Source organism: Pseudomonas sp. PS01297 (assembly GCF_029959305.1).
GTDB classification, from domain to species: domain Bacteria; phylum Pseudomonadota; class Gammaproteobacteria; order Pseudomonadales; family Pseudomonadaceae; genus Aquipseudomonas; species Aquipseudomonas helleri.
Genome location: NZ_JASCPQ010000003.1, coordinates 41,653 through 63,082 on the forward strand (window position 1 = coordinate 41,653; position 21,430 = coordinate 63,082).

A 21,430-nucleotide genomic window follows, 5' to 3' on the forward strand; every position below is an offset into this window, starting at 1 on the left:
TCTGATGGTGCCAGAGGGTAGACCTCTATAGCCGCAAATCCCTCTGCCCGCCAATTAAACGGACAAAGTTGCCAGAGTTGGCGTATTGACTCCCCACTCGAGTGTCAGTAAAACAAAAGCGTTAACCCTGATTAGCTCTCGACAAAGCCCGACGACAAATAACAAAACACGCAACTTACGACTTTTAAATAAGCTCATTTGGCTTATCTGCGCACCCGCAAGTGTCATCTTTCGTCGCTAGCATCTAACAACAATAGATGCTCCTTGTGTGAGGCTAAGGCTATGGAGAATAAAAGCAAACGCGGCTGGTCATGGGCTTATAAAAAGATCCGGGGCTTGCACTGCTCAAAGTTTACATCGGCCTATCGGGCAACCCGGTATGCCCTGCTGGGCGACACCGGGACTTTTTACAGCAAGGTGAGCTGGCAGAAAATTCGTATTTATCGCTAACGCTCAATAACCTGCCTGCATGACGCCGATTGTCGCCGGTCTGTTACGAACAGTGCGTAACTCCCTCGCCATTATTTTTGAACTTTCTCTCTGACGCTATATCGAAACGCTCGTTCGATATTTTTCAAGTCATGGAGACTCTTGCGAATGTTTACAAAAAAACTGCTACGTCACTCCTGCGCCCTGGCGCTTTTCAGCGCTCCGCTGGCAGTGATGGCCGCTCCAAGCACCGACCCGCTGTTCAACGTGGGCTTGCTGGGTTCCTACACAGACTTCAAATTTGAAGGCGGCAGCAGATCCGACAAGGAACACATGGGCCAAGGCGGCGTATTTGCCAACTATGGCAACAAAATGACCGCTGAATCGGGTTTCATCTACCAGTTGGGTGGCGAAGCCAAATACAGCAAGAAGGATGGCAACAAGCTCAAGGAAGCCCAAGCTGACCTCGACCTTGGCTGGCGTGCGGCGCTGGATGCGCGCAACTTTGTCGACGTGATCGTGGGTGGCGGTTACACCTGGACCCGTTTCGAGCCAGAGATCAACGATATCGACACCAAACTGACCTACAAATCGCCGTTCGCCAAGGCCGCTCTGGGTTACAACCACCAGTTCGACACCTCGACCCTGCGCGTTGAAGTGGGTGCCCGCCAGACCCTCGATGGCCGAGCCAAGGTCAAAGTTAAAAACTTCGGCAGCGACACCGTCGACATGAAAGACCGCACCAACCCTTACGCTGAAGTGTCGCTGCTGATGAACCAGCAAGGCGATCTGCCGATCCAGGCGGGCGTGTACTACACCCGTACCGAGTACAAGATCGACGAGGATTCACCGGTTGCTGACAACACCAAACTCAAACGTGACGAGTTCGGCGTGAAGGTCGGTATGGTCTTCTGATCCGCCCGGTCAGGCCCCGGCGTTGTCGGGGCTTGCACCGCGCCCATCAAGCTCACTGACTGGCGTTGGCGAGCTGCACATAGATACAAAAACTGGCCAGAAGCAGCCAGAAAATCACAAATAGCCAAGGTGTTCTCATTGAGAACATGAGCGACTTTCGATAGCCCTTCTGACTGGATTCTTTTTCGTTAAACAAGGGCGAGTCATCGTAGGCTTTACCCATCACCGGGTCACTTCGCAACAAATGGCTTTGTTTAAAATGCCAGTGATCAATAATCACATACGAAGCCCGAAACCCCGGCCAGGCATGCAGTGAGCTAAAGATGCCCAGAACGGCCATCAAACTTGGCACCACCAATGTGAACAGCTCTCCCCATTCAGGGTTGAGATTGGCCATTGACGATGCAAACGCAATGACCAGGAACGACTGGGCCGTTAAATAGGCGTTCGTTCTATTGGAGAGCAAGGTGGTCTCGTACTGAATTTCTCTGCGATAGAAGTCCAACCGATCTTTCGGGGTGCCAAATAATAAGACGTCATCCGTGCACGCCTGTTGAAGGCGAATATCTTCAGTGATGATTTTGACCACAACGTGCCTCCGATGGACTGAGTCATCTTAGAAGGCCTTCTTTTCAAGGGGTTCATTCTTGAGTCTGTACAGACATACCCCTCCACGCTGAGGTGAAGACCCAAGTCGCACCAATGGCCCGGCGAAACAGGGCTTTCGCGCAGTGCTCACTCTGCGGTCATTCGATTTCAATGGTCGCCTGCCATACAACTGTCGTCACACCTATGCGACAATGCGCGCCATGTCTGGCATGAACCCCGCTTTTATTCCTCAGCAGCTTGGCCTTAGCGTCCAATTGTTGCTGTCGACTTATGCGCGTTGGGTCAACTCAAGCTCAGATCGGAGTGGGCTTGAAAAGCTCCAGGTTGGTACCAAACGGTTACCAGCTCAAATACGCGCTCTCTAAGTTATTGATAGGTAAAGTAATTGATCTCCACAGCTAACATCACGATGCAGTTCGGCGCAAAGCCGCTATTCGAGAACGTTTCAGTAAAATTCGGCGCAGGTAACCGCTACGGTTTGATCGGTGCCAACGGTTGCGGCAAATCCACCTTCATGAAAATCCTCGGCAGCGATCTCGATCCGTCGGGCGGCCAGGTCATGCTGGAACCGAACGTGCGTCTGGGTAAGCTGCGCCAGGATCAGTTCGCTTACGAAGAATTCACCGTGATCGATACCGTGATCATGGGCCACGAAGAACTGTGGAAGGTCAAGGCTGAGCGCGATCGCATCTACTCGCTGCCAGAAATGACCGAAGAAGACGGCATGGCCGTTGCCGAACTCGAAACCGAGTTCGCAGAAATGGACGGTTACACCGCTGAGTCCCGCGCCGGTGAATTGCTGCTGGGTCTGGGCATCGGCATTGAACAGCACAACGGCCCGATGAGCGAAGTGTCGCCGGGCTGGAAGCTGCGTGTGTTGCTGGCTCAAGCGCTGTTCTCTGATCCTGAAGTGCTGCTGCTCGACGAACCCACCAACCACCTGGATATCAACACGATCCGCTGGCTGGAAAACGTTCTGACTCAGCGCAACAGCCTGATGATCATCATCTCTCACGATAGACACTTCCTGAACAGCGTCTGCACCCACATGGCTGACCTGGACTACGGCGAGCTGCGCCTGTTCCCGGGCAACTATGACGAGTACATGACTGTCGCGACCCAATCGCGTGAGCAACTGCTGTCTGAAAACGCCAAGAAGAAAGCTCAGATCAACGAACTGCAAGCGTTCGTCAGCCGCTTCTCGGCCAACGCCTCGAAATCCAAACAGGCAAGCTCGCGCGCCAAGGCGATCGACAAGATCACCCTGGCCGAGGTCAAGCCTTCCAGCCGTGTCAGCCCGTTCATTCGTTTCGAACAGACCAAAAAGCTGCACCGCCAGGCCGTCATCGTTGAACACATGGCTAAAGGCTTTGATGGCAAGACGCTGTTCAAAGATTTCAGCTTCACCGTTGAAGCCGGTGAGCGCGTGGCAATCATTGGCCCTAACGGTATCGGCAAAACGACTTTGCTGCGCACCATGGTCAATGAGCTGACACCGGATGCCGGTTCGATCAAATGGACTGAATCTGCTGAGTTGGGCTACTACGCGCAAGACCACGCACACGACTTTGAAGACGATGTGACCCTGTTCGACTGGATGGGCCAATGGACTCAAGGCGAGCAAATGATTCGCGGCACCCTGGGCCGCATGCTGTTCTCCAACGACGATATCCTCAAGTCGGTCAAGGTGATTTCCGGTGGTGAGCAAGGCCGTATGCTGTTCGGCAAGCTGATCCTGCAAAAGCCAAACGTGCTGGTGATGGACGAACCGACCAACCACTTGGACATGGAATCCATCGAAGCGTTGAACCTGGCGCTGGAAAACTACCCGGGCACGCTGATTTTCGTCAGCCATGACCGTGAGTTCGTATCGTCGCTGGCCACTCGTATTATCGAGCTGAGCCCAAGCGGCGTGATCGACTTCAGCGGCACCTACGACGACTACCTGCGCAGCCAAGGCGTGGTGTTCTGATTTCAGACACCGGTAAAGCCCTGTAGGAGCGAGCTCGTCTCGCGATCTTTTGATCTTTTTAAAGATCGCGAGGCAAGCTCGCTCCTACAGTTGCTTGTGCAGGCAGAGCTGTGATCAACCGCTCGGTCATGTCTTCCTGTGCTTTTCCCCGGCCTATCAACCAGCGCTGAAACGCCCGGCATTGTGCTTTCTGTAGCGTGTTAGGGTGCCAGCTCAGGTAATACGGCGATGGCAGTGCCATGGCGCGCGGCCACGGGATGCTCAAACGCCCCTCAGCAATGTCCCGGGCAATCATCGAGTACTGCGCCAGTACGATGCCCTGATGATCGATGGCAGCCTGGATGGCCATGCTGGCCGATGAAAAATTTCGACGCACGGCAATCGTCTGTTCCACCTCCCCGCCTTCCAGACCAAACCACTCAACCCACGACGGCGGCGAATCAAATTTCGGCCGTGAGTCAACGCGTATCAATGGGTATTGAAGCAAGTCACTGGCCTGCCCCACCGGGCCCGAATGGCCTAAAAGCGCCGGTGAACACGCTGGCACCACACAATCGTGAAACAGCACAACGCTGCGCTCGGCGTATTGGACCGGCTCGCCATAGCCAATCCGAAAATCGGCGTTTTCCTCCTCCGATGTATCCGCAAGCGTGCCATCCAGATAGATGTCGAGATCGTCATGCTCGTGCTGCCATTCGTAGATCAGCGGCCCCAGCCACTTGTTCATCAGTGAAGGCAGGCCACTGACATACAAGTTGTTGGGGTTTTTCGAGCGTTCGACTTCAGCCACAGCGGCTCTCAACTCTTCAAAGGCTGTCGAACATCGGGCATGGAAACGCTGGCCAATGGCATTCAGGCGCAATCGCTGGCCGTCCTTGACCGTCAGGCTCATGCCCAGCGCCTCATCCAGCAGCTTCATCTGCTGGCTCACTGCCCCCACCGAGAGGTTCAAGCGTTTTGCCGCTTGGGAGATACCGCCACAGTGGCCGACGGTTTCGAATATTTGCAGGGCGCGCAAAGGCGGTAAGCGACTCATGGCAAGGTGCAGCCTCACAGGCATTTAAAGTTTAGAAATACTAATAAAACTGACAGAAATCTCCATATTTTCTTCACTCAAAAATCGCTTTAGCCTTCTCCCACGCTCAATCGAGCGACGGCTTGGCCGGTCCAGCCCCTTATTCATATGGTTTCTCGGGAGTTCGCAATGAAAGCTCATCCTCAACAGATCACTCAGGTTGTTCTTGGCGATAAAGAGCCTTCCATCGAAGAGTTTGTGGCGGTCGCCCGTTATGCAGCCAAGGTCTCGTTTTCTGAGGCTTATCAGCAGCGCGTGAAAAAATCTCGTGGGCTGGTGGAGCGTTTTCTTGATGAGAATCGCTTGGTCTATGGCGTGACCACCGGGTTCGGCGACAACGTTCGCCATGTGATTTCTGCGAGCAATGCCAAGGAGCTTCAGGTCAATATCGTGCGCTCCCACGCGGTGGCGGTGGGCGAGCCGCTCAAGCGTGAGCAGGTGCGGGCGATCCAGTTGATGGTGCTGATCAGCCTTGGTAAAGGGTACTCGGGGGTGCGCCTGGAGTTGCTGGAACTGATTGCCGCCCTGCTCAATAACGATGTCGTACCGTTTGCACCCGGCGAAGGGTCGGTGGGTTACCTGGCGGTCGAGGGGCACTTGGCTCTGGTCCTGCTGGGCGAAGGCAAAGCGCGGGTCAATGGCGGTGAATGGGTCGACGGCGCCACCGCGCTGAAACAGGTTGGCCTGCAACCCACCGATCTGCAGTGCAAAGAAGGCCTGGCCATGCTCAATGGCACCACCTCGGTAACGGCCATCGCCATTCTGGCCCTGTACAACGCCATGCAGACTGCCTCGTTGGCAGACGTCGCTGCGGCGCTTTCCATGGAAGCGTTAAAAGGCACGATTCGGGCTTTCGACCCGCGCTATCACTCGATCAAGGCACACAAAGAGCAGGCGCAAACCGCCCGGGACATAAAGGCGATGCTGCATGACAGCCAACTGATCGCTGACAACATCGACTACCGGCTGCAGGACGCCTACAGCCTGCGTTCCATCCCCCAAGTACACGGCGCGTCGAAGCGTTTTATCGAGCACGCGCGGGAAAATATAGAAAACGAAATTCATTCCTCAGGCGATAACCCGGTGATCTACCCGCTTGATGACGGCGATGGCATTGCTATCTCGGGCGCCAACTTTGATGGCACCTATATCGGCATGTCAGCCGACTCCTTGTGCGTGGCACTGGCCAACCTGGCGAAAATTGCCGAGCGCCGTATCGATCGCATGGTCAACTCGCACTTCAGCGAAATGCCCGCCTTTTTGGTGCGCAATCCGGGCCTGAACAGCGGCTACATGATCCTGCAATACACTGCGGCAGGCCTGTATGCAGAAATGAAGTCGCTGTCGTTCCCCTCCTCTGTCGACAGCTTCTCGACCTGCGCCAACCAGGAAGACCTGGTCAGCCTGGCCTATAACGCCGTGATCAAGGCGTACAAGGTGTCCGAAAAACTGGAATCAGTGCTGGCCATCGAGCTGCTGGTGGGCTGCCAGGCCCTCGATTTCCATGACGTGGGCAAAGCCTCCAGCGTGACCAAGGCGGTGTATGACCTGGTGCGCAGCCGTGTACCGGTGGCTGAACATGACCGCGCGTTCTATACCGACATTGCCAGCGTGACCGAGCAAGTGCGTAGCGGCGAAGTACTGGCCACTGTGCAGAAAAACCTCAAGTAAACAGGCCGCGTTCCAAGGGAGGGCTGGCCAATGAGGTACGGCCCTCCCCACACAGACAGTCGTACCCGTTACCCCTCATCGCGCACCACTTTAATCCACACTGTCACCGTTCGTACCACCGTGGTGCACTTTCAGACTCAAGCCTCCGTCTTGCCACTGCCAGATAAAAACCCCGCAACCAATAAACACCCATAACTCACTGTTTTTAAAACCTTTTTACTGAACTCAAAACGGATTGATCGATGAGAAATCAAGTTGGCCGATTGATTGCATATGCTTGTATGTACAAGCAAATACATGTTCGCACGTACCTCTCTACCCAGCGGGTTTGGTTTGATCGAGTCGAGTGACAGATAAATGGACGTTCCAACGCTCAACCACGGCAACAATATCCGTCAGATGGCCCGGGACGTCGGCGTGGAAAATGCATTCGCCTTCACTGGCTTAGTACCGGTTTGCATCCGTTTGCAATCCCAGAAAAAACGGTGTGTACCGACCTTGGCGATTCGGCCTGAGCCGGATCAGTTCGCAACACTCAATTGATTAGACAGGAAGTACCAAGATGTCGAACAAATCAAGCTGGTTGGGTTCTGTAGCGCTCAGTGCAATGGTGTTGGCCTGTGCTCCGGCACTCCAGGCCAAAGAGTGGACATCGGTCAATATCGCCACAGAGGGCGCCTATGAACCCTGGAACCTGACACTGCCAGGCGGGAAAATCAGCGGCTTCGAGCCAGAACTGATGGACGTGATCTGTCAGCGCATGCAGCTCAAGTGCAACATCGTCGTGCAGAACTGGGACGGCATGATCGCCAGCCTCAACGCAGGCAAATTCGACGTGCTGATGGACGCCATTGTCATCAACGACGAACGCCAGAAGGTCATGGCCTTCTCTACGCCTTACGCCCAGACCCCGGCCAGTTTCGTCGCCCTGCAAGCCGACTTGCTGCCGGGTAAAACCGGTACTGACGCGGCCATCACCTTGGGCACCGACCCCAAGGAAATCCGGGCGGGCATTGAAGATCTGCGCAAGGCGCTTAAGGGCAAAACCATCGGCATCGCCTCCGGCACCATTTACACCTCGTTCATTGATCAAAACTTCAAGGATGTAGCGACGATCCGTGAATACGGCAGCTCGTCCGAGGCCATCCTCGACCTGCAATCCGGGCGAATCGACGTTGCCTTTGATGACGTGACCTTCTTCAACTCGCTCATGGACAAGCCGGAGAACAAGTCACTGGTGTACACCGGCCCGGTGATCAAAGGCCCGATCTGGGGTGAAGGCGAAGCACTGGGCTTTCGCCACAACGACGTGGAGCTCAAAGCCAAGTTCGACGCCGCCCTCAAGGAAGCCATGGCTGATGGCACGATCAAAACCCTGAGCGAGAAGTGGTTCAAGCAGGACCTGACCCCCAAGCAATGATCTGAACGGCCCGGCAACGTGAAGCGTGCCGGGCTGCTTAACCCTTTTTAGACGTGGGATCCTCTATGAACCTCTTGCAGCTACTCAGTTTTGGTGACTCAGGTTGGGGAATGGCGCTGCTCAAGGCCACCGGCATGACCGTGATATTGACCCTCGCAGCACTGCTGGTGGGGGCGGTATTTGGCAGCCTGGTGGCGGCGGCCAAACTCTCCCGCCGCCGCAGTTTGCGCGGGCTGGGAAATCTGTACTCGATACTGTTCAGGGGGATTCCCGAGTTGCTGGTGATCTACCTGTTCTACTTTGGCGGGGCCAGTGTGGTGACGGCTGTTGGCCATTGGTTCGGCGGCGAAGGTTATATCGACGTGCCGCCTTTTCTGGTCGGGGCGTTGGCGGTGGGGCTGATTTCCGGCTCTTATCAGGCGGAAGTCTACCGGGGCGCCTTTATTGCCGTGTCGCGGGGCGAGCTGGAAGCCGGGATGGCCATCGGCATGAGCCGTGCCATGCGCTTCAAACGGATTCTGGTGCCGCAGATTTTGCGCTACGCGCTGCCGGGGCTGGGCAATGTCTGGCAAATGAGCTTGAAGGATTCCGCGCTGATTTCCGTGATCGGTCTGGTGGAATTGATGCGCGCCAGTCAGGTCGCAGCCGGGTCCACCCGCCAATATTTCACCTTCTACATCATCGGGGGCGCGCTGTACCTCATTCTCACCGGCCTATCCGGTCGGCTGTTCCATATGGCTGAAGCTCGCGTGCGTCGTACGCGGCAGCGCAGCCCAGTCTAGTTCGCGTCGGGAGCGACACCTATGATTGATTTTCCGTTCCTCGCAGACACCATGCTCAAGCTGCTGGCCGCCCTGCCCACCACCTTGTCGATCTTTTTCTGCTCGTTGGTGCTCGGCCTTGCCCTGTCGGTCGGCATCGTCAGCCTGCGGGTCAGCCGCTGGTGGTTTTTCAGCTACCCGGCGCGGTTCTACATCATGCTGTTTCGCGGCACGCCGCTGCTGATTCAAATGTTCTTGATTTACTACGGGCTGGGCCAGTTCCCGGCCATCCGCGACAGCTTTGCCTGGGTCGTGCTGCGCTCACCTTATGGCTGCGCAGTGGTGTCGCTGGCCTTGTGCACCGCCGGTTACACCGCAGAAATCATCCGCGGTGGCCTGCTCAGCGTGCCCCAAGGTCAGATCGAGGCCGGCAAGGCCATTGGCATGTCGCCCTGGGAACTGCTGTACCGGATCATTGCCCCTGTGACCCTGCGCCAGGCCTTGCCGGCCTACTCCACCGAAGCCATTTTGCTGGTCAAATCCACCGCCCTCGCCAGCCTGGTGACGGTCTGGGATGTCACGGGCGTCGCCCAGCAGATCATCCAGCGCACCTACCGCACCATGGAGGTGTTCATTTGCGCGGCCCTGATCTACCTGGTGCTGAACTACCTGGTGGTGCGTGCAGTCGCCTGGCTCGAATATCGCCTCTCGCCACACTTGCGCGAACGCCCCGCAGACGTCGCAAAAAAATCCAGCCCTTCACTGCCTTCCCATTCCTGATTTGATACGGAGCCTGCCATGAGCATTCAGTCCGCTTCAGCCTTGTCGGTCACTAACATCCAGAAGTCCTTCGGCAGCGCCCATGTCCTCAAGGGTATTGATCTGGACGCACACAAAGGTGACGTGATCTCGATCCTCGGCGCCAGCGGGTCCGGTAAAAGTACGTTCCTGCGCTGTATCAACCTGCTGGAAACCCCCGATCAAGGCATCATCCGCGTCAACGGTGAAGTGATCGAGATGAAACAGCATGTCGACGGCCGTCAAACGCCGAGCAACAACCGCCAGGTCGAGCGCATGCGCAGTAGCCTGGGCATGGTGTTCCAGAGCTTCAACCTGTGGTCGCACATGACGGTGCTGCAGAACGTGATAGAAGGCCCGATGCGTGTGCTCAAACGCCCTCGCGCCGAATGCATCGAAGAGGCCGAGGCCCTGTTGCACAAGGTCGGCCTGTACGAGCGTAAGGACTACTACCCGGCGCACCTGTCCGGCGGGCAGCAACAACGGGTCGCAATTGCCCGCGCACTGGCGATGAACCCGCAAGTAATGCTGTTCGACGAACCCACCTCGGCGCTCGACCCTGAACTGGTGGGCGAGGTGTTGCGAGTGATGCGCTCACTGGCCGAAGAAGGCCGCACCATGCTGGTGGTCACACACGAAATGGGCTTTGCCCGGCACGTGTCGAATCGGGTGGTGTTCATGCACGGCGGCTTGATCGACGCTCAGGGCACGCCGACGGAACTGTTCGAAGGCTTGCCCACCGAACGTTTTCGCCAATTCGTCTCTAGCCATAACGATAGAAGTGCCGAATAAACAGGTCCCGGGCCTGATGCGACGCGGCGAAACCCTGCGCAACCCCTTACTGGAGCAACTCATAAGCTGCTGCCGATTCGGGGTTGCGTATCACTGGAAAAAGGCGGGGCTTGAACCGATCGGCGTTATGGCTCACGAGGTTAAAAGGGTGCTCCAAACGAACTATCGTTAGCCTGCTTTCATTTAACCGGCAGGCACGCCATCATAGCGGCGCCCAAACGCCAGCCGGAACCGCTGCTCATGTCTGCGCAACACCCTCCTCATCCGAGTTCTCTGTCGGTTACGCTGCAAATCCTGTCGATTGTTTTTTACACCTTTATCGCCTTTATCTGCATTGGCTTGCCCATCGCGGTCTTGCCGGGCTATGTGCATGACCAATTGGGTTTCAGCGCTGTGGTTGCCGGCCTGACCATCGCCTCGCAATACCTCGCCACCCTGCTGACGCGTCCTTCGGCAGGGCGTATCGTCGACAAACGCGGAACCAAGCCTGCGGTGGTGTACGGCCTGATCGGCATCGCCATCAGCGGCGTACTCACGTACGTCGCCGTTATGCTGCAAAGCTCCCCGCTGCTGAGCCTTGGTATTTTGATCGTCGGGCGCATTTTTCTGGGCATTGCCCAAGGGCTTATCGGTGTCGGCACGATCAGTTGGGGCATCGCGCAAGTCGGCTCGGAACACACCGCCCGCACCATTGGCTGGAACGGTATTGCCTCTTACGGGGCGATTGCCCTGGGTGCCCCGCTGGGCGTGCTGATGATCGACACATTGGGGTTTTCCAGCCTGGGCATTGCGCTGCTGGGGCTGGCGTTGCTGGCACTGCTGACCATCCGCAACAAAACCTCGACGCCGGTGATCGCCGGGGTGCGCCTGTCCTTTTGGTCGGTGCTGGGGCTGATCGCGCCCTATGGCCTCAGCCTGATGCTGGCATCTATTGGTTATGGCACGCTGACGACCTTTATCACGCTGTTCTATATCGACCGGGGCTGGACGGGCGCCGCCTATTGCCTGTCGGTGTTTGGCGTGTGTTTTATCCTGTCCCGGCTGATTTTCACCAACAGCATTAACCGCCTGGGTGGCTACAGCGTCGCAATGACCTGTATGGCCATGGAAACCCTGGGGCTGGTGCTGTTGTGGCTCGCGCCGTCTACCGGCTATGCCTTGATCGGTGCCGGGTTGGCAGGGTTTGGCCTGTCACTGGTGTACCCGGCCCTGGGCGTTGAGGCGGTCAAGCAAGTCCCCAGTTCGAGCCGGGGTGCAGGCTTGGGCGCTTATGCAGTATTTTTTGATCTGGCGCTGGCCATGGCCGGGCCGCTGATGGGCGCCATCGCCTTGAACCTGGGGTATCCCTGGATTTTCTTCAGCGCAGCACTGATGTGCATTGCGGGCCTGCTGCTTACCCTAGGGCTCTCGCGCCGGGCCCGCTAGTGGTCTGCGGTACGTAACAGTGTGTGGGCGTTGTTATTCAGCGCCTTACTGAAAAAGCGCCCTGATTCGTAAATCAAATCGCGATGGATATCCTCACGATCAACCCCGTCAGCATCGGTGCAGGCCCAGGCCATGGTTGCGCGCTGTTCATCCGAGCAAGGCGCCAGAAACACAAAATGTCCAGCGCCGGGGATCAGATTGAACTCAGGGGGGATCGGTAATTTACGCGCCAGGGCTTCGGCATTTTTGTCCGGGAACACGGTTTGATCACCCTCGCCGCTGTACAACAAAACCGGCACATGCACTTGGGCCAGGGTGTCGCGGCCAAACATCAGGCTCAGCGGCGCCATTAACAGCAACGCACGCACACGCGGGTCCGCGACGGGCAACAAATCATCCCGATCAGCGATCAGTTCACCTTGGGTCGTGCAGGCATCGTGGTCATCGGGCCGCTCTTGGCAATAACGCCGCAGTCGGTTCAAGTCAGGCTCGGCCCCAGCCAGAATCAGCGCCGTTTCACCACCTGCCGAATAGCCGATCACTCCGACCTGATCCGCATCGACGTAAGCAGACAGGCTGTTTTCATCCAGCACGGCGCTAATCGCCGCCGATATTTGCATCGGCCGCCCGTATAGATTGCTCAGGGTGCCGGTACGGCTGTGGTCTTTGAAGTTGTCACCCGGATGCAGCACCGCGACGACAACAAAGCCTTTGCGTGCCAGTGCGGTGATCAGGTCGTGCAGCGCCAGCGGCGTGCCGACGTTTCCATGGGACAGCACCAGCAACGGGTAATGGCCGATGGCAATTTTGGCATCTTCGCTGGCATCGATGTCGTAGACGCCAATGCGGCTGTGGACTTCGTCATCGGTAGACGGATAGAAGGCGATGGCGTTCATAGGCTGGCCGTCCACCGGGTCCAGAAAGCTGAGGCGATGAAAGCCCACGCTCCATTGGTTCAGTGGCTCGGCGTGCACCAGCACAGGGCAACTAGCCATTATGAGAAACACGACAGCGCATAGACGCATCATGGCGGCTTACCTTTAATAGCGCTCAGCTTGCAGCAGGCAATGAAAAAAGACGGTTACCCACTTCTTTGCATAACCCAAGCCATTAAAGCCAGATGCAAAAAACTCCGTACTCTGGCCAATGACGGTATCCAGAATACAGAGTTTTATTATGCGGGCACTACAGGGCAGCTTACGCGGCGCTGAACAGACCCTGACTAATGTGCTGATGAGCATCGCTCAGGGCTTTGCTGCGCACTTCATCGCCATAACCCAGGCCCTGCGCACGAACAAACTCAACATCAGTGATGCCGAGAAAACCCAGCAACACTTTCAAATACTCTTCGTGCGCAACGCCCGTCGCCTGGCCCGAGTGAATGCCGCCAGAGGTCGAGACCACGATCACTTTCTTGCCGCCGCACAAGCCAACCGGGCCGGTTTCGGTGTAACGGAAGGTCTGACCGGCCACCGCAATACGGTCGATCCAGGCCTTGAGTTGGGTTGGAATGGTGAAGTTGTACATCGGCGCGCCGATAACCACTGCATCCGCGGCCAGGAACTGCGCCAGGGTGTCTGCGCTCAATTGCGCTTCGTATTTTTGCGCCGCATCACGCAGTTCAGCCGGGGTGCCAGCCGCCACCAGGGTGGCCGCCGAGAAGTGCTCAATGCCTTCGCTGGCGAGGTCGCGGTAGCTCACTTCAACACTCGGCTCAGCCGCTTGCCAAGCCTTGACTACTTCACCGCTCAGCTGACGCGAAGCCGAGTTGTCGCCCAAGATGCTCGAATCGATATGCAAAAGTTTCATGCGGATCTCCAAATTAAGACCGCCTCAGGCGATCAAGTGAAGGTGATGCTACCGATGAAAGCAATCGACGATAAGTCAGCGAGCATGCGATAGTTCGTCCCACCTGTAGGACAGTGAGAAAAGCAATGCAGGACCTTAATGATCTGTACTACTTCGCCAAAGTGGTCGAAGCCGGTGGTTTTGCGGCAGCGGGCCGTCTGTTGGGCATCCCCAAGTCACGCCTGTCGCGGCGTGTGGCCGAACTTGAAGAGCGCCTGGGTGCACGTCTGTTGCAGCGCACCACGCGCCAGCTAAAGCTCACCGCCGTTGGCGAGCGCTACTTGAGTCATTGCCAGGCCATGCTGTTGCAAGCCGAAATGGCCGACGAGGCCGTGGCCAGCATGTCCAGCGAGCCCCGAGGGCGCCTGCGGGTCTCGTGCCCGGTGGGTCTGGCCCATCAGTTTATGCCCGATGTGGTCAGCTCTTTTCTGCGCGCCTACCCCCATGTGCAACTGGAAGTCAGCCTGCTCAACCGCCGCGTAGACTTGATCACCGAAGGCATTGACGTGGCCATGCGCGTCCGCGAACTGGGCGATGAAGACCCGCTGCTGGTGACGCGGCGTTTGCGCAAGGCGGTGACCGTCATGGTCGCCAGCCCGGCGTTCGCTGAGCAGTGGGCAATCAAGACTCCGGACGATCTCAAAAACGCCCCGGTGCTGGGGGCGCTTGAGGCCGATCGCATGGTGCATTTGCGCATGCTCGATGAGCACGGCAAAGCCTCAGACATGGTGCTGGAAGCACGCTTGGGCATTGATGACTTTAACGTGCGCAAAGCCTGCGCCCTGCAAGGGCTAGGCTTCACCGTGCTGCCCTTGATGTATTGCGAGCAAGAGCTTGAAACCGGTGAGCTGGTGCAGCTCCTGCCTCAATGGTCACTGCCCGGCGGCTGGCTGCAAGCCGTGTACCCGCACCGGCGTGGCGTCATGCCAGCGGTGCGGGCCTGGATCGAACATTTGGCTGATACCTTCGAACGCTGCGGAGAAAAAACCCTATGACGCGCACGTCCAACACGCAAAAAATCATGTCCAAGGAACAGGTAGCCGAGTTCTGCCGCAGCCTGCCGGGGGTCAAGGAGGATGTGAAATGGGGCGGGGTTGAAGTGTTCTATATCGATCAGAGCAAAATGTTTGCCCTGTTCAACCTCAACAGCAACGGGTTGTCGTTCAAGGTCGAGAAAGAATTGTTTCTGGGTTACATCGATCGTCCTGGGATACGCCCTTCGCCGTATCTGGCGCGGGCCCACTGGATCAACATGCAGGCACCTTACCCGATGGGCGCTGAAGAACTGCAAGACTTGCTGCGCCGATCCCACCAATTGGTGGTTGGCAAACTGCCGAAAAAGCGTCAGATCGGCTTATTGATCTGACGCTCATAGCAGCCGCTTACAGGTTCAGAAAGGTGATTTTCAAGAACAGCACGTCAACCCAGACCGCTTGATGCACGGCCACGATCAACCAGAACCAGACCTGAAAAGACACCTTGCGGGTCTTGTGGCGAAACACTTGCTGGGCTACCAGCGCACCCGGCCAGCCTCCCAGCAACTCAACACCGTGCAGGAGCTTTTCCGGGGTGCGCCAGCGGCCATGCCGGGCTTGCTGTTTGTCATAGCCATAAAGGATGAACGCCACGACACTGGCCACGCCATAAACAAGCAGAGGCACCCGGGTGATGCCGGTGAGCAACAGGCTCAGCGAGCCTCCCAGCGGCATCGCGCACAGCAGCAGTAACGCCAGCAGCTTGAGCTTCACGCCGCGCATTGGCCCAGCTGGCTGCTCAGGCACACCTGCCGAGCCGCGCCGATCGTTGGCCGAGGTTTTCAACCTGCCGCCGACCAGTCAATCCAGCCGAATTTCCAGGTCGCCAGAATCAGCATGCCGAAGGCAATGCGGTACCAGGCGAACGCGGCATAGCTGTGGTTGGAAATGAACTTGAGCAACGCACGGACCGCGATCATGGCGAAGATGAACGCCGTGACAAAACCGATGGCGAATACTGGCAAGTCGTCAGGCTGGAACAGTTCACGGTACTTGTAACCCGAGTACACCGCCGCACCGACCATGGTTGGCATCGCCAGGAAGAACGAAAACTCGGTGGCTGCTTTACGCGACAGGCCGAACAACAGGCCGCCGATGATGGTCGAGCCCGAACGCGAGGTCCCCGGGATCATCGCCAGGCATTGTGCAAAACCGATTTTGACCGCGTCTTTCCAGGTCATGTCGTCTACGGTTTCAGCGCGAATGACGTGAGTACGGCGCTCGGCCCAGAGCATGATCACACCGCCGATAACCAGGGCAGAGGCCACGGTAATCGGGTTGAACAGGTATTCGTGAATCATGTCAGCGAAGATCACCCCCAACACCACAGCTGGCAGGACAGCGATGATCAGGTTGACGGTAAAACGGCGCGCGCTGGGTTGCGTCGGCAAACCCACGACAACGTCGAGGATCTTGCGGCGAAACTCCCAGACAACCGCCAAAATGGCGCCCAGCTGGATAATGATGTTGAACGCCATGGCGCGTTCGCCGCCGAAGTTCAGCAAGTCAGCCACAATAATCTGGTGGCCAGTGCTTGAGACCGGCAAGAATTCCGTAAGGCCCTCAACGACACCGAGTATCAACGCCTGTGCGGCAGTCCAAAGATCCATCATTCCCCCATTAAAGCGCGGCGTCATGCCGCGCTGATTAGCCAAAAAGTAAGTGTGTGCAACCGGTGCCGACCCGTGGTTGCGGGTGTTGCATGTTCACTGACGGGATGTGAAATAACTGTCAGAAAACAATAAAGATTCAGCTTTCTGAATTTCGGCCGAGATCCTATCAGACACGTTCCACTTTCGCTGCTCTGAGTGCGAGCGTTGACAACAAGAACAACAAAGGAGTGACCGCTGTATGAATACCCTGCGCACGTTGTCCATCAGCAAGCGTCTGTGGCTGATCTTGATCGTGGCAATGGCCATGCTGCTGGCGTTGGGTTTGCTGATGCTAAAGCAGATACATGACGATTTGAATGAAGGCAAAGCGCAGAAAACCCGGCACGTGGTGCAAGCCGCCAGTGGCGTTCTGGACTACTACCATGGCCTTGAAACTGCCGGATCGTTAAGCCGTGATGTCGCGCAACAACAAGCGCTGCAGGTCATCGGCAAGATGCGTTATGACCAGGGCGACTACTTCTGGATCAATGACCTGCGCCCCTTTATGGTCATGCACCCGACCAACCCCAAACTCGACGGCAAAGACCTGTCTGCCATCAAGGACCCGGACGGTGTTGCGATCTTCAATGAGATGGTCGCACTGGCCAAGACCCAAGGTTCAGGCAACCTGGCATACCGCTGGCCCAAACCCGGCGCTGACGAGCCGGTGGCAAAAACCTCTTATGTGCAGCTGTTCGAGCCATGGGGCTGGGTGATTGGCTCCGGGGTGTACATCGACGACATGCAGGCCGAGTTTCAAGCGCAAGTCTGGAAAGCCAGTGTCGCCGGCCTGACGATTGCGCTGATCATGGTCGTGCTGGTCAGGCTGATCGCCCGCAGCATTGCCCGCCCGTTAAAAGAGGCGGTGCAGGCCATGGCCAATATTGCCAGCGGCGAAAGTGACCTGACCCGCAGCCTCGACACCCACGGGCGCGATGAAGTCACCGAGCTTGCCCGGCACTTCAACACCTTCACCACCAAGCTGCGCACGGTCATCCGCCACTTGCAGTCCACCGCCACGGCGCTGGAACAGTCTTCGACGCAGATCGGCAACGACGCGACGCAAGCCCAGCAACGTTGCCAGCAGCAAGCCTCGCAGATGGATCAAGTCGCCACGGCGATCAACGAAGTCACCTACGCCGTGCAAGAGGTGGCCAAAAACGCCGAACACGCAGCCGGCGAAATGCGCGGTGCGCAGACCCAGGCCGAGCTGGGCCAGCAGAACATCGACAGCAGCCTGAAGCAGATCGACCAACTGTCGATCACCATTGATCAGGCGGTCGAGGTGATCCGCACGCTGGCCACGCAAAGCAGCGGCATCGGCAGCGTGCTTGAAGTGATCCGCTCGATTGCCGAACAGACCAACTTGCTGGCCCTGAACGCGGCCATTGAAGCGGCGCGTGCCGGTGAACAGGGTCGCGGCTTTGCCGTGGTCGCGGACGAGGTGCGCTTGCTGGCCCAGCGCACGCAAAAATCCACGGCTGAAATCCAGACCATGATTGAAGCGTTGCAGCAGCACTCCGACGCAGCCGTGAATGTGATTGCCAGCAGCAGCCAGGCGTCGCAAGCGACCATCGAACAAGCCACCCAGGCCGGCAACAGCCTGACCACCATCGGCCAGGCGCTCAGCAACCTGAACGAGCTCAACGCATCGATCGCCAGCGCCACGTTGCAACAAGCGCACGTTGTGGAGGACATCAACCAAAACGTCACCCAGGCCGCCGGCCTTTCGCAAAACACCGCCAAGGCTGCCGAACAATCGAGTGCCGACAGCGCTCACCTCAAGGAACTGAGCGTGCAGCTCAACGGATTATTGGGCCAGTTCAAGGTGTAAACCCTGCAAAACCTGTAGCAGTTGACGAGCTGTGCGAGGCTACGTCCGATGACGTAGTCGTCGCAAAAGGCCTTACCTGTTTGGCCAGATTAATCGGGGTTTGGGTATTTGCGATCGCTTCGCAATCGGACGTAGCCTCGCACAGCTCGTCAACTGCTACCCAGATCCCCGCCACGGTCATTCAGCGGTTTATTGAAATCGAGTGCACGCAAAACTTGACGACACCGGGTGATTTGAGTTTTCCTGAAACCGGTTTCATCGCCCTCTGATCGAAACCGCCTGCGATAACACCAATAAAAGGTTTCAGGCCGTGAACAGTTTTTCTGCAGCCCAGCGCACCCGCGTGACCATGCTTGATGTTGCCCGGCGCGCTGGCGTCTCCAAGGCCAGTGTGTCGCGCTTTATCGGTGAAGACCGGGCCTTGTTGTCCGCGGCCATCGCTGAACGTATCGAACACGCTATCAACGAGCTGGGCTATCGCCCCAATCAAATGGCCCGAGGCCTTAAGCGCGGCCGTACCCGGCTGATCGGCATGCTGGTGGCCGATATTCGCAACCCCTATTCGATTGCGGTGATGCATGGCGTTGAAACCGCCTGTCGCCAGCACGGCTACAACCTGGTGGTGTGCAACACCGACCGCAACGATGAGCAAGAGCATCAGCACCTCGCGGCGCTACGTTCTTACAACATCGAAGGCCTGATTCTGAACACCCTTGGCCATCATCCTGACGCGCTGCAAGCGCTGCACCAAGAGATGCCCATCGTCCTTATCGACCGAAAAGTCGAGCAACTGCACAGCGACATGGTCGGCCTCGACAACGCCGGTGCCGTGCGCATGGCCCTTGAGCACCTGCAAGAGCAGGGTTATCGCGATCTACTGCTGGTCAGCGAGCCGATTGACGGCACCAGCTCACGCAGCGAGCGTATCGAGAGCTTCAATCAGCACTTGGCCCAACACCCGTCGCTCAGCGGCGCAGCGGTGCAAACCGGCCCGCAACTCAACACCGATATCCAGGCATTTCTGCAAGCGGCTGGTCCCGGCCCCAAGGCCATCTTTTGTTCCAACGGCGTGGCCGCCCTGGCGTGCACCCAGGTTTTGCGCGAGTTGAACTGCCGCCTGTTCGAAGACGTTGGCCTGATCGCCCTGGATGACCTGGACTGGTTTGCGCTGGTGGGCAGCGGCATCACCGCCCTCGCCCAACCGACACAACAGATCGGCGCCAGCGCGTTCGACTGCCTGCTCAGGCGCCTCAAGGGTGACACCGGCCCCGCGCACAACCTGGACTTCGCCGCCCGCCTGATCGTTCGCGGCTCAACACAACACGCTACCCCCTGACGCTTGAGGGGCTGACAGCCGTTATCCGGTCGTCAGCCCTTAACGCTGTACAAAAATGAAACCGGTTTCAGAGAGCAATAACAATGAACACATTTCCCGTTTCCATCAGCCTGTCGAGCTACGGCGCCGACCTTGTTCGCGAACGCGGCCAAGCCAGTTTCATCGAGCTGCTGGCCAAAGCCGGCGCCACACGTATCGAGCTGCGCGAAGAGTTGCTCACCGGCGAAGACCCGGCCAGCTTTAGCCTGGCTGTTCATCAGCACGATCTGGAATGCCTGTATTCATCGCCGATGGAACTGTGGGACGCCGGTCAGTCACGTCCCAACCCGCAACTGCTGCCAACCCTGCAACGGGCCCAGGCCTTCGGTGCCAAGTGGCTGAAGGTCTCACTGGGGTACTTCACCGAGCATTGCGACATGCGCCAGCTGGCCGCCTGCCTTGAGCAGCAGTCCGTACGCTTGCTGGTGGAAAACGACCAAACCTCCCAAGGCGGGCGCATCGAGCCCATGCAGCGCTTTTTCGACAGCGTCGAGCAACTGCAAGCCCCCGTCAGCATGACCTTCGACATTGGCAACTGGCAGTGGCAAGACCAGTCGGCCAGTACCGCCGCGCGCCTGCTGGGCCGCCACGTGACCTATGTGCATTGCAAAGGCGTGGCGAGACGACCGGATGGCAAGTTGATTGCCACCCCGCCGACGGCCACCGACCTGCAAACCTGGCAACAGCTCATGGGTCACATGCCCCACGGCCTGCCCCGCGCCGTCGAATACCCGCTGCAAGGCAACGACCTGACCTGGCTGACCCGCCAACACGTACAGGTTCTGTCCCGACTCAGTCACACCCAACAGGAGCCGAGCTATGTCTAACGTCGATGTGTTGTCATTTGGCGAAACCATGGCCATGTGGGTGGCCGAGCAAACCGGCGACCTGGCCTTGGTCGAGACGTTTCACAAACGCATCGCCGGCGCGGACAGCAACGTGGCCATTGGCCTGGCCCGTCTGGGGTTCAATGTGAACTGGTTGAGCCGCGTAGGGGCTGACTCCCTCGGGCGCTTTGTGCTCAACACCCTGCAAGGCGAAGGGCTGGACTGCCAGCATGTGGCGATTGACCCGCAGCACCCCACAGGTTTTCAACTTAAATCGCGCGTCGATGACGGCAGCGACCCGTACGTGGAGTACTTTCGCCGGGGTTCTGCCGCCAGCCACCTGAACCGCTCGGTGATCAGCGACGCGTTGATCAGCGCCCGACACTTGCATGCCACCGGCATCCCGCCTGCGCTTTCAGCCAGTTGCAATGAGTTGTCTTTTGAACTGATGCGGGCGATGCGCGCCGCCGGTAAAAGTGTGTCGTTTGACCCGAACCTGCGCCCGTCGCTATGGGCCAGTGAACAACAGATGATTCGCGACATCAACGCCCTTGCCGCCCACGCGCACTGGGTGCTGCCAGGCCTTGCAGAGGGCCGCCTGCTCACCGGCTACGACGCCCCTGCAGACATTGCCGCGTTCTATCTGGACCAAGGCGCCGAGGCGGTGATCATCAAACTCGGCGCTAAAGGCGCGTTCTTGCGCACCGCCACTACCGAGCAATTTGTGCCCGCCGTGCCTGTCGCCCACGTGATCGACACCGTGGGTGCGGGCGATGGCTTTGCCGTGGGGGTGATCAGCGCCCTGCTGGAAAACCTCAGCCTTGCCCAAGCGGTGCAACGCGGCAACTGGATCGGCAGTCGCGCCGTGCAAAGCCGTGGCGACATGGAGGGCCTGCCGACCCGCGCTGAACTCAACCAGTTCTCAACCGCCGCCTGATTTTTTGCTCGACCCGTTACCTGCTGCGACAAAAACAACAAGCTCAGGAGCATCAC

The 21,430-nt window shown here is 57.8% G+C and carries 20 protein-coding genes and 1 pseudogene; 15 read left to right on the forward strand and 6 right to left on the reverse strand.

Going from position 1 to position 21,430, the window contains the following annotated elements:
* Positions 1 to 597 precede the first annotated feature (597 nt).
* The gene (locus tag QMX84_RS02055) at positions 598 to 1,344 is read left to right on the forward strand and encodes an outer membrane beta-barrel protein (RefSeq protein ID WP_048370123.1); all 747 of its coding nucleotides are present in this window, start codon (positions 598 to 600) and stop codon (positions 1,342 to 1,344) included.
* Positions 1,345 to 1,396: 52 nt separating this feature from the next.
* On the opposite strand, the gene QMX84_RS02060 is transcribed toward QMX84_RS02055, so the two are convergent.
* Positions 1,397 to 1,933, reverse strand: a complete 537-nt coding sequence (locus tag QMX84_RS02060) for a hypothetical protein (protein ID WP_262125731.1) — start codon at positions 1,931 to 1,933, stop codon at positions 1,397 to 1,399.
* Between the two features lie 175 nt (positions 1,934 to 2,108).
* Between QMX84_RS02060 and QMX84_RS02065 the strand changes: the two are divergent.
* Positions 2,109 to 2,318, forward strand: a pseudogene (locus QMX84_RS02065) (site-specific integrase); the annotation flags it as partial.
* 20 nt (positions 2,319 to 2,338) lie between these two features.
* Entirely contained in the window at positions 2,339 to 3,925 is a 1,587-nt protein-coding gene (locus QMX84_RS02070) for an ABC-F family ATPase (protein ID WP_282362980.1), read from the forward strand.
* Positions 3,926 to 3,983: 58 nt separating this feature from the next.
* Here the strand turns inward: QMX84_RS02070 and QMX84_RS02075 are convergent, their stop codons facing one another.
* Positions 3,984 to 4,961, reverse strand: a complete 978-nt coding sequence (locus tag QMX84_RS02075) for a LysR substrate-binding domain-containing protein (protein WP_262125727.1) — start codon at positions 4,959 to 4,961, stop codon at positions 3,984 to 3,986.
* Positions 4,962 to 5,129: 168 nt separating this feature from the next.
* Here QMX84_RS02075 and QMX84_RS02080 point away from each other — a divergent pair, with 168 nt between their 5' ends.
* The 6 genes from QMX84_RS02080 (at position 5,130) to QMX84_RS02105 (ending at position 11,867) form a co-directional block, all read left to right on the forward strand.
* Positions 5,130 to 6,671 carry an aromatic amino acid ammonia-lyase gene (locus QMX84_RS02080; RefSeq protein WP_282362981.1) on the forward strand — a complete coding sequence of 514 codons (1,542 nt, stop codon included), beginning with the start codon at positions 5,130 to 5,132 and terminating at the stop codon, positions 6,669 to 6,671.
* 562 nt (positions 6,672 to 7,233) lie between these two features.
* Positions 7,234 to 8,091, forward strand: coding sequence for a transporter substrate-binding domain-containing protein (locus QMX84_RS02085; protein WP_262125723.1), 858 nt, complete (start codon positions 7,234 to 7,236; stop codon positions 8,089 to 8,091).
* A gap of 65 nt (positions 8,092 to 8,156) precedes the next feature.
* Positions 8,157 to 8,873 (forward strand): ABC transporter permease subunit, encoded by a 717-nt coding sequence (locus QMX84_RS02090; RefSeq protein WP_153329899.1) that lies wholly within the window; start codon positions 8,157 to 8,159, stop codon positions 8,871 to 8,873.
* Positions 8,874 to 8,894: 21 nt separating this feature from the next.
* Positions 8,895 to 9,632 (forward strand): ABC transporter permease, encoded by a 738-nt coding sequence (locus QMX84_RS02095; RefSeq protein WP_282362982.1) that lies wholly within the window; start codon positions 8,895 to 8,897, stop codon positions 9,630 to 9,632.
* Between the two features lie 18 nt (positions 9,633 to 9,650).
* Positions 9,651 to 10,442 carry an ATP-binding cassette domain-containing protein gene (locus QMX84_RS02100; protein WP_123748913.1) on the forward strand — a complete coding sequence of 264 codons (792 nt, stop codon included), beginning with the start codon at positions 9,651 to 9,653 and terminating at the stop codon, positions 10,440 to 10,442.
* A 240-nt stretch (positions 10,443 to 10,682) separates the two neighbouring features.
* Positions 10,683 to 11,867 carry an MFS transporter gene (locus QMX84_RS02105; protein ID WP_262125721.1) on the forward strand — a complete coding sequence of 395 codons (1,185 nt, stop codon included), beginning with the start codon at positions 10,683 to 10,685 and terminating at the stop codon, positions 11,865 to 11,867.
* On the opposite strand, the gene QMX84_RS02110 is transcribed toward QMX84_RS02105, so the two are convergent.
* Together QMX84_RS02110 and QMX84_RS02115 are read right to left on the reverse strand one after the other, a co-directional pair.
* Positions 11,864 to 12,895, reverse strand: coding sequence for a dienelactone hydrolase (locus QMX84_RS02110; protein ID WP_153332713.1), 1,032 nt, complete (start codon positions 12,893 to 12,895; stop codon positions 11,864 to 11,866). The two genes, QMX84_RS02105 and QMX84_RS02110, sit on opposite strands and share 4 nt — an antisense overlap.
* A 169-nt stretch (positions 12,896 to 13,064) precedes the next feature.
* Positions 13,065 to 13,676 carry an FMN-dependent NADH-azoreductase gene (locus QMX84_RS02115; RefSeq protein ID WP_048390829.1) on the reverse strand — a complete coding sequence of 204 codons (612 nt, stop codon included), beginning with the start codon at positions 13,674 to 13,676 and terminating at the stop codon, positions 13,065 to 13,067.
* Between the two features lie 125 nt (positions 13,677 to 13,801).
* Between QMX84_RS02115 and QMX84_RS02120 the strand changes: the two genes are divergently transcribed.
* Positions 13,802 to 14,710: a LysR substrate-binding domain-containing protein gene (locus QMX84_RS02120; protein WP_262125719.1), complete on the forward strand. Its 909-nt coding sequence runs from the start codon at positions 13,802 to 13,804 to the stop codon at positions 14,708 to 14,710.
* 26 nt (positions 14,711 to 14,736) lie between these two features.
* Positions 14,737 to 15,081 (forward strand): MmcQ/YjbR family DNA-binding protein, encoded by a 345-nt coding sequence (locus tag QMX84_RS02125; protein WP_048390862.1) that lies wholly within the window; start codon positions 14,737 to 14,739, stop codon positions 15,079 to 15,081.
* A gap of 16 nt (positions 15,082 to 15,097) precedes the next feature.
* Here the strand turns inward: QMX84_RS02125 and QMX84_RS02130 are convergent, their stop codons facing one another.
* The gene (locus QMX84_RS02130) at positions 15,098 to 15,472 is read right to left on the reverse strand and encodes a DUF1294 domain-containing protein (RefSeq protein WP_185059549.1); all 375 of its coding nucleotides are present in this window, start codon (positions 15,470 to 15,472) and stop codon (positions 15,098 to 15,100) included.
* 59 nt (positions 15,473 to 15,531) lie between these two features.
* A complete protein-coding gene (locus QMX84_RS02135; protein ID WP_048370100.1) occupies positions 15,532 to 16,359 on the reverse strand; it encodes an undecaprenyl-diphosphate phosphatase in 828 nt (275 codons plus the stop codon).
* Positions 16,360 to 16,600: 241 nt separating this feature from the next.
* On the opposite strand from QMX84_RS02135, the gene QMX84_RS02140 reads away from it, so the two are divergent.
* The 4 genes from QMX84_RS02140 to QMX84_RS02155 all read left to right on the forward strand — a co-directional run bounded on the left by QMX84_RS02140 (position 16,601) and on the right by QMX84_RS02155 (position 21,374).
* Positions 16,601 to 18,235 (forward strand): methyl-accepting chemotaxis protein, encoded by a 1,635-nt coding sequence (locus QMX84_RS02140; protein WP_282362983.1) that lies wholly within the window; start codon positions 16,601 to 16,603, stop codon positions 18,233 to 18,235.
* Positions 18,236 to 18,545: 310 nt separating this feature from the next.
* Positions 18,546 to 19,571, forward strand: coding sequence for a LacI family DNA-binding transcriptional regulator (locus tag QMX84_RS02145; protein WP_282362984.1), 1,026 nt, complete (start codon positions 18,546 to 18,548; stop codon positions 19,569 to 19,571).
* An 83-nt stretch (positions 19,572 to 19,654) separates the two neighbouring features.
* Positions 19,655 to 20,437: a TIM barrel protein gene (locus QMX84_RS02150; protein WP_282362985.1), complete on the forward strand. Its 783-nt coding sequence runs from the start codon at positions 19,655 to 19,657 to the stop codon at positions 20,435 to 20,437.
* Positions 20,430 to 21,374, forward strand: a complete 945-nt coding sequence (locus tag QMX84_RS02155) for a sugar kinase (protein ID WP_282362986.1) — start codon at positions 20,430 to 20,432, stop codon at positions 21,372 to 21,374. The genes QMX84_RS02150 and QMX84_RS02155 overlap by 8 nt, the downstream gene beginning before the upstream one ends.
* Positions 21,375 to 21,430: the final 56 nt, after the last annotated feature.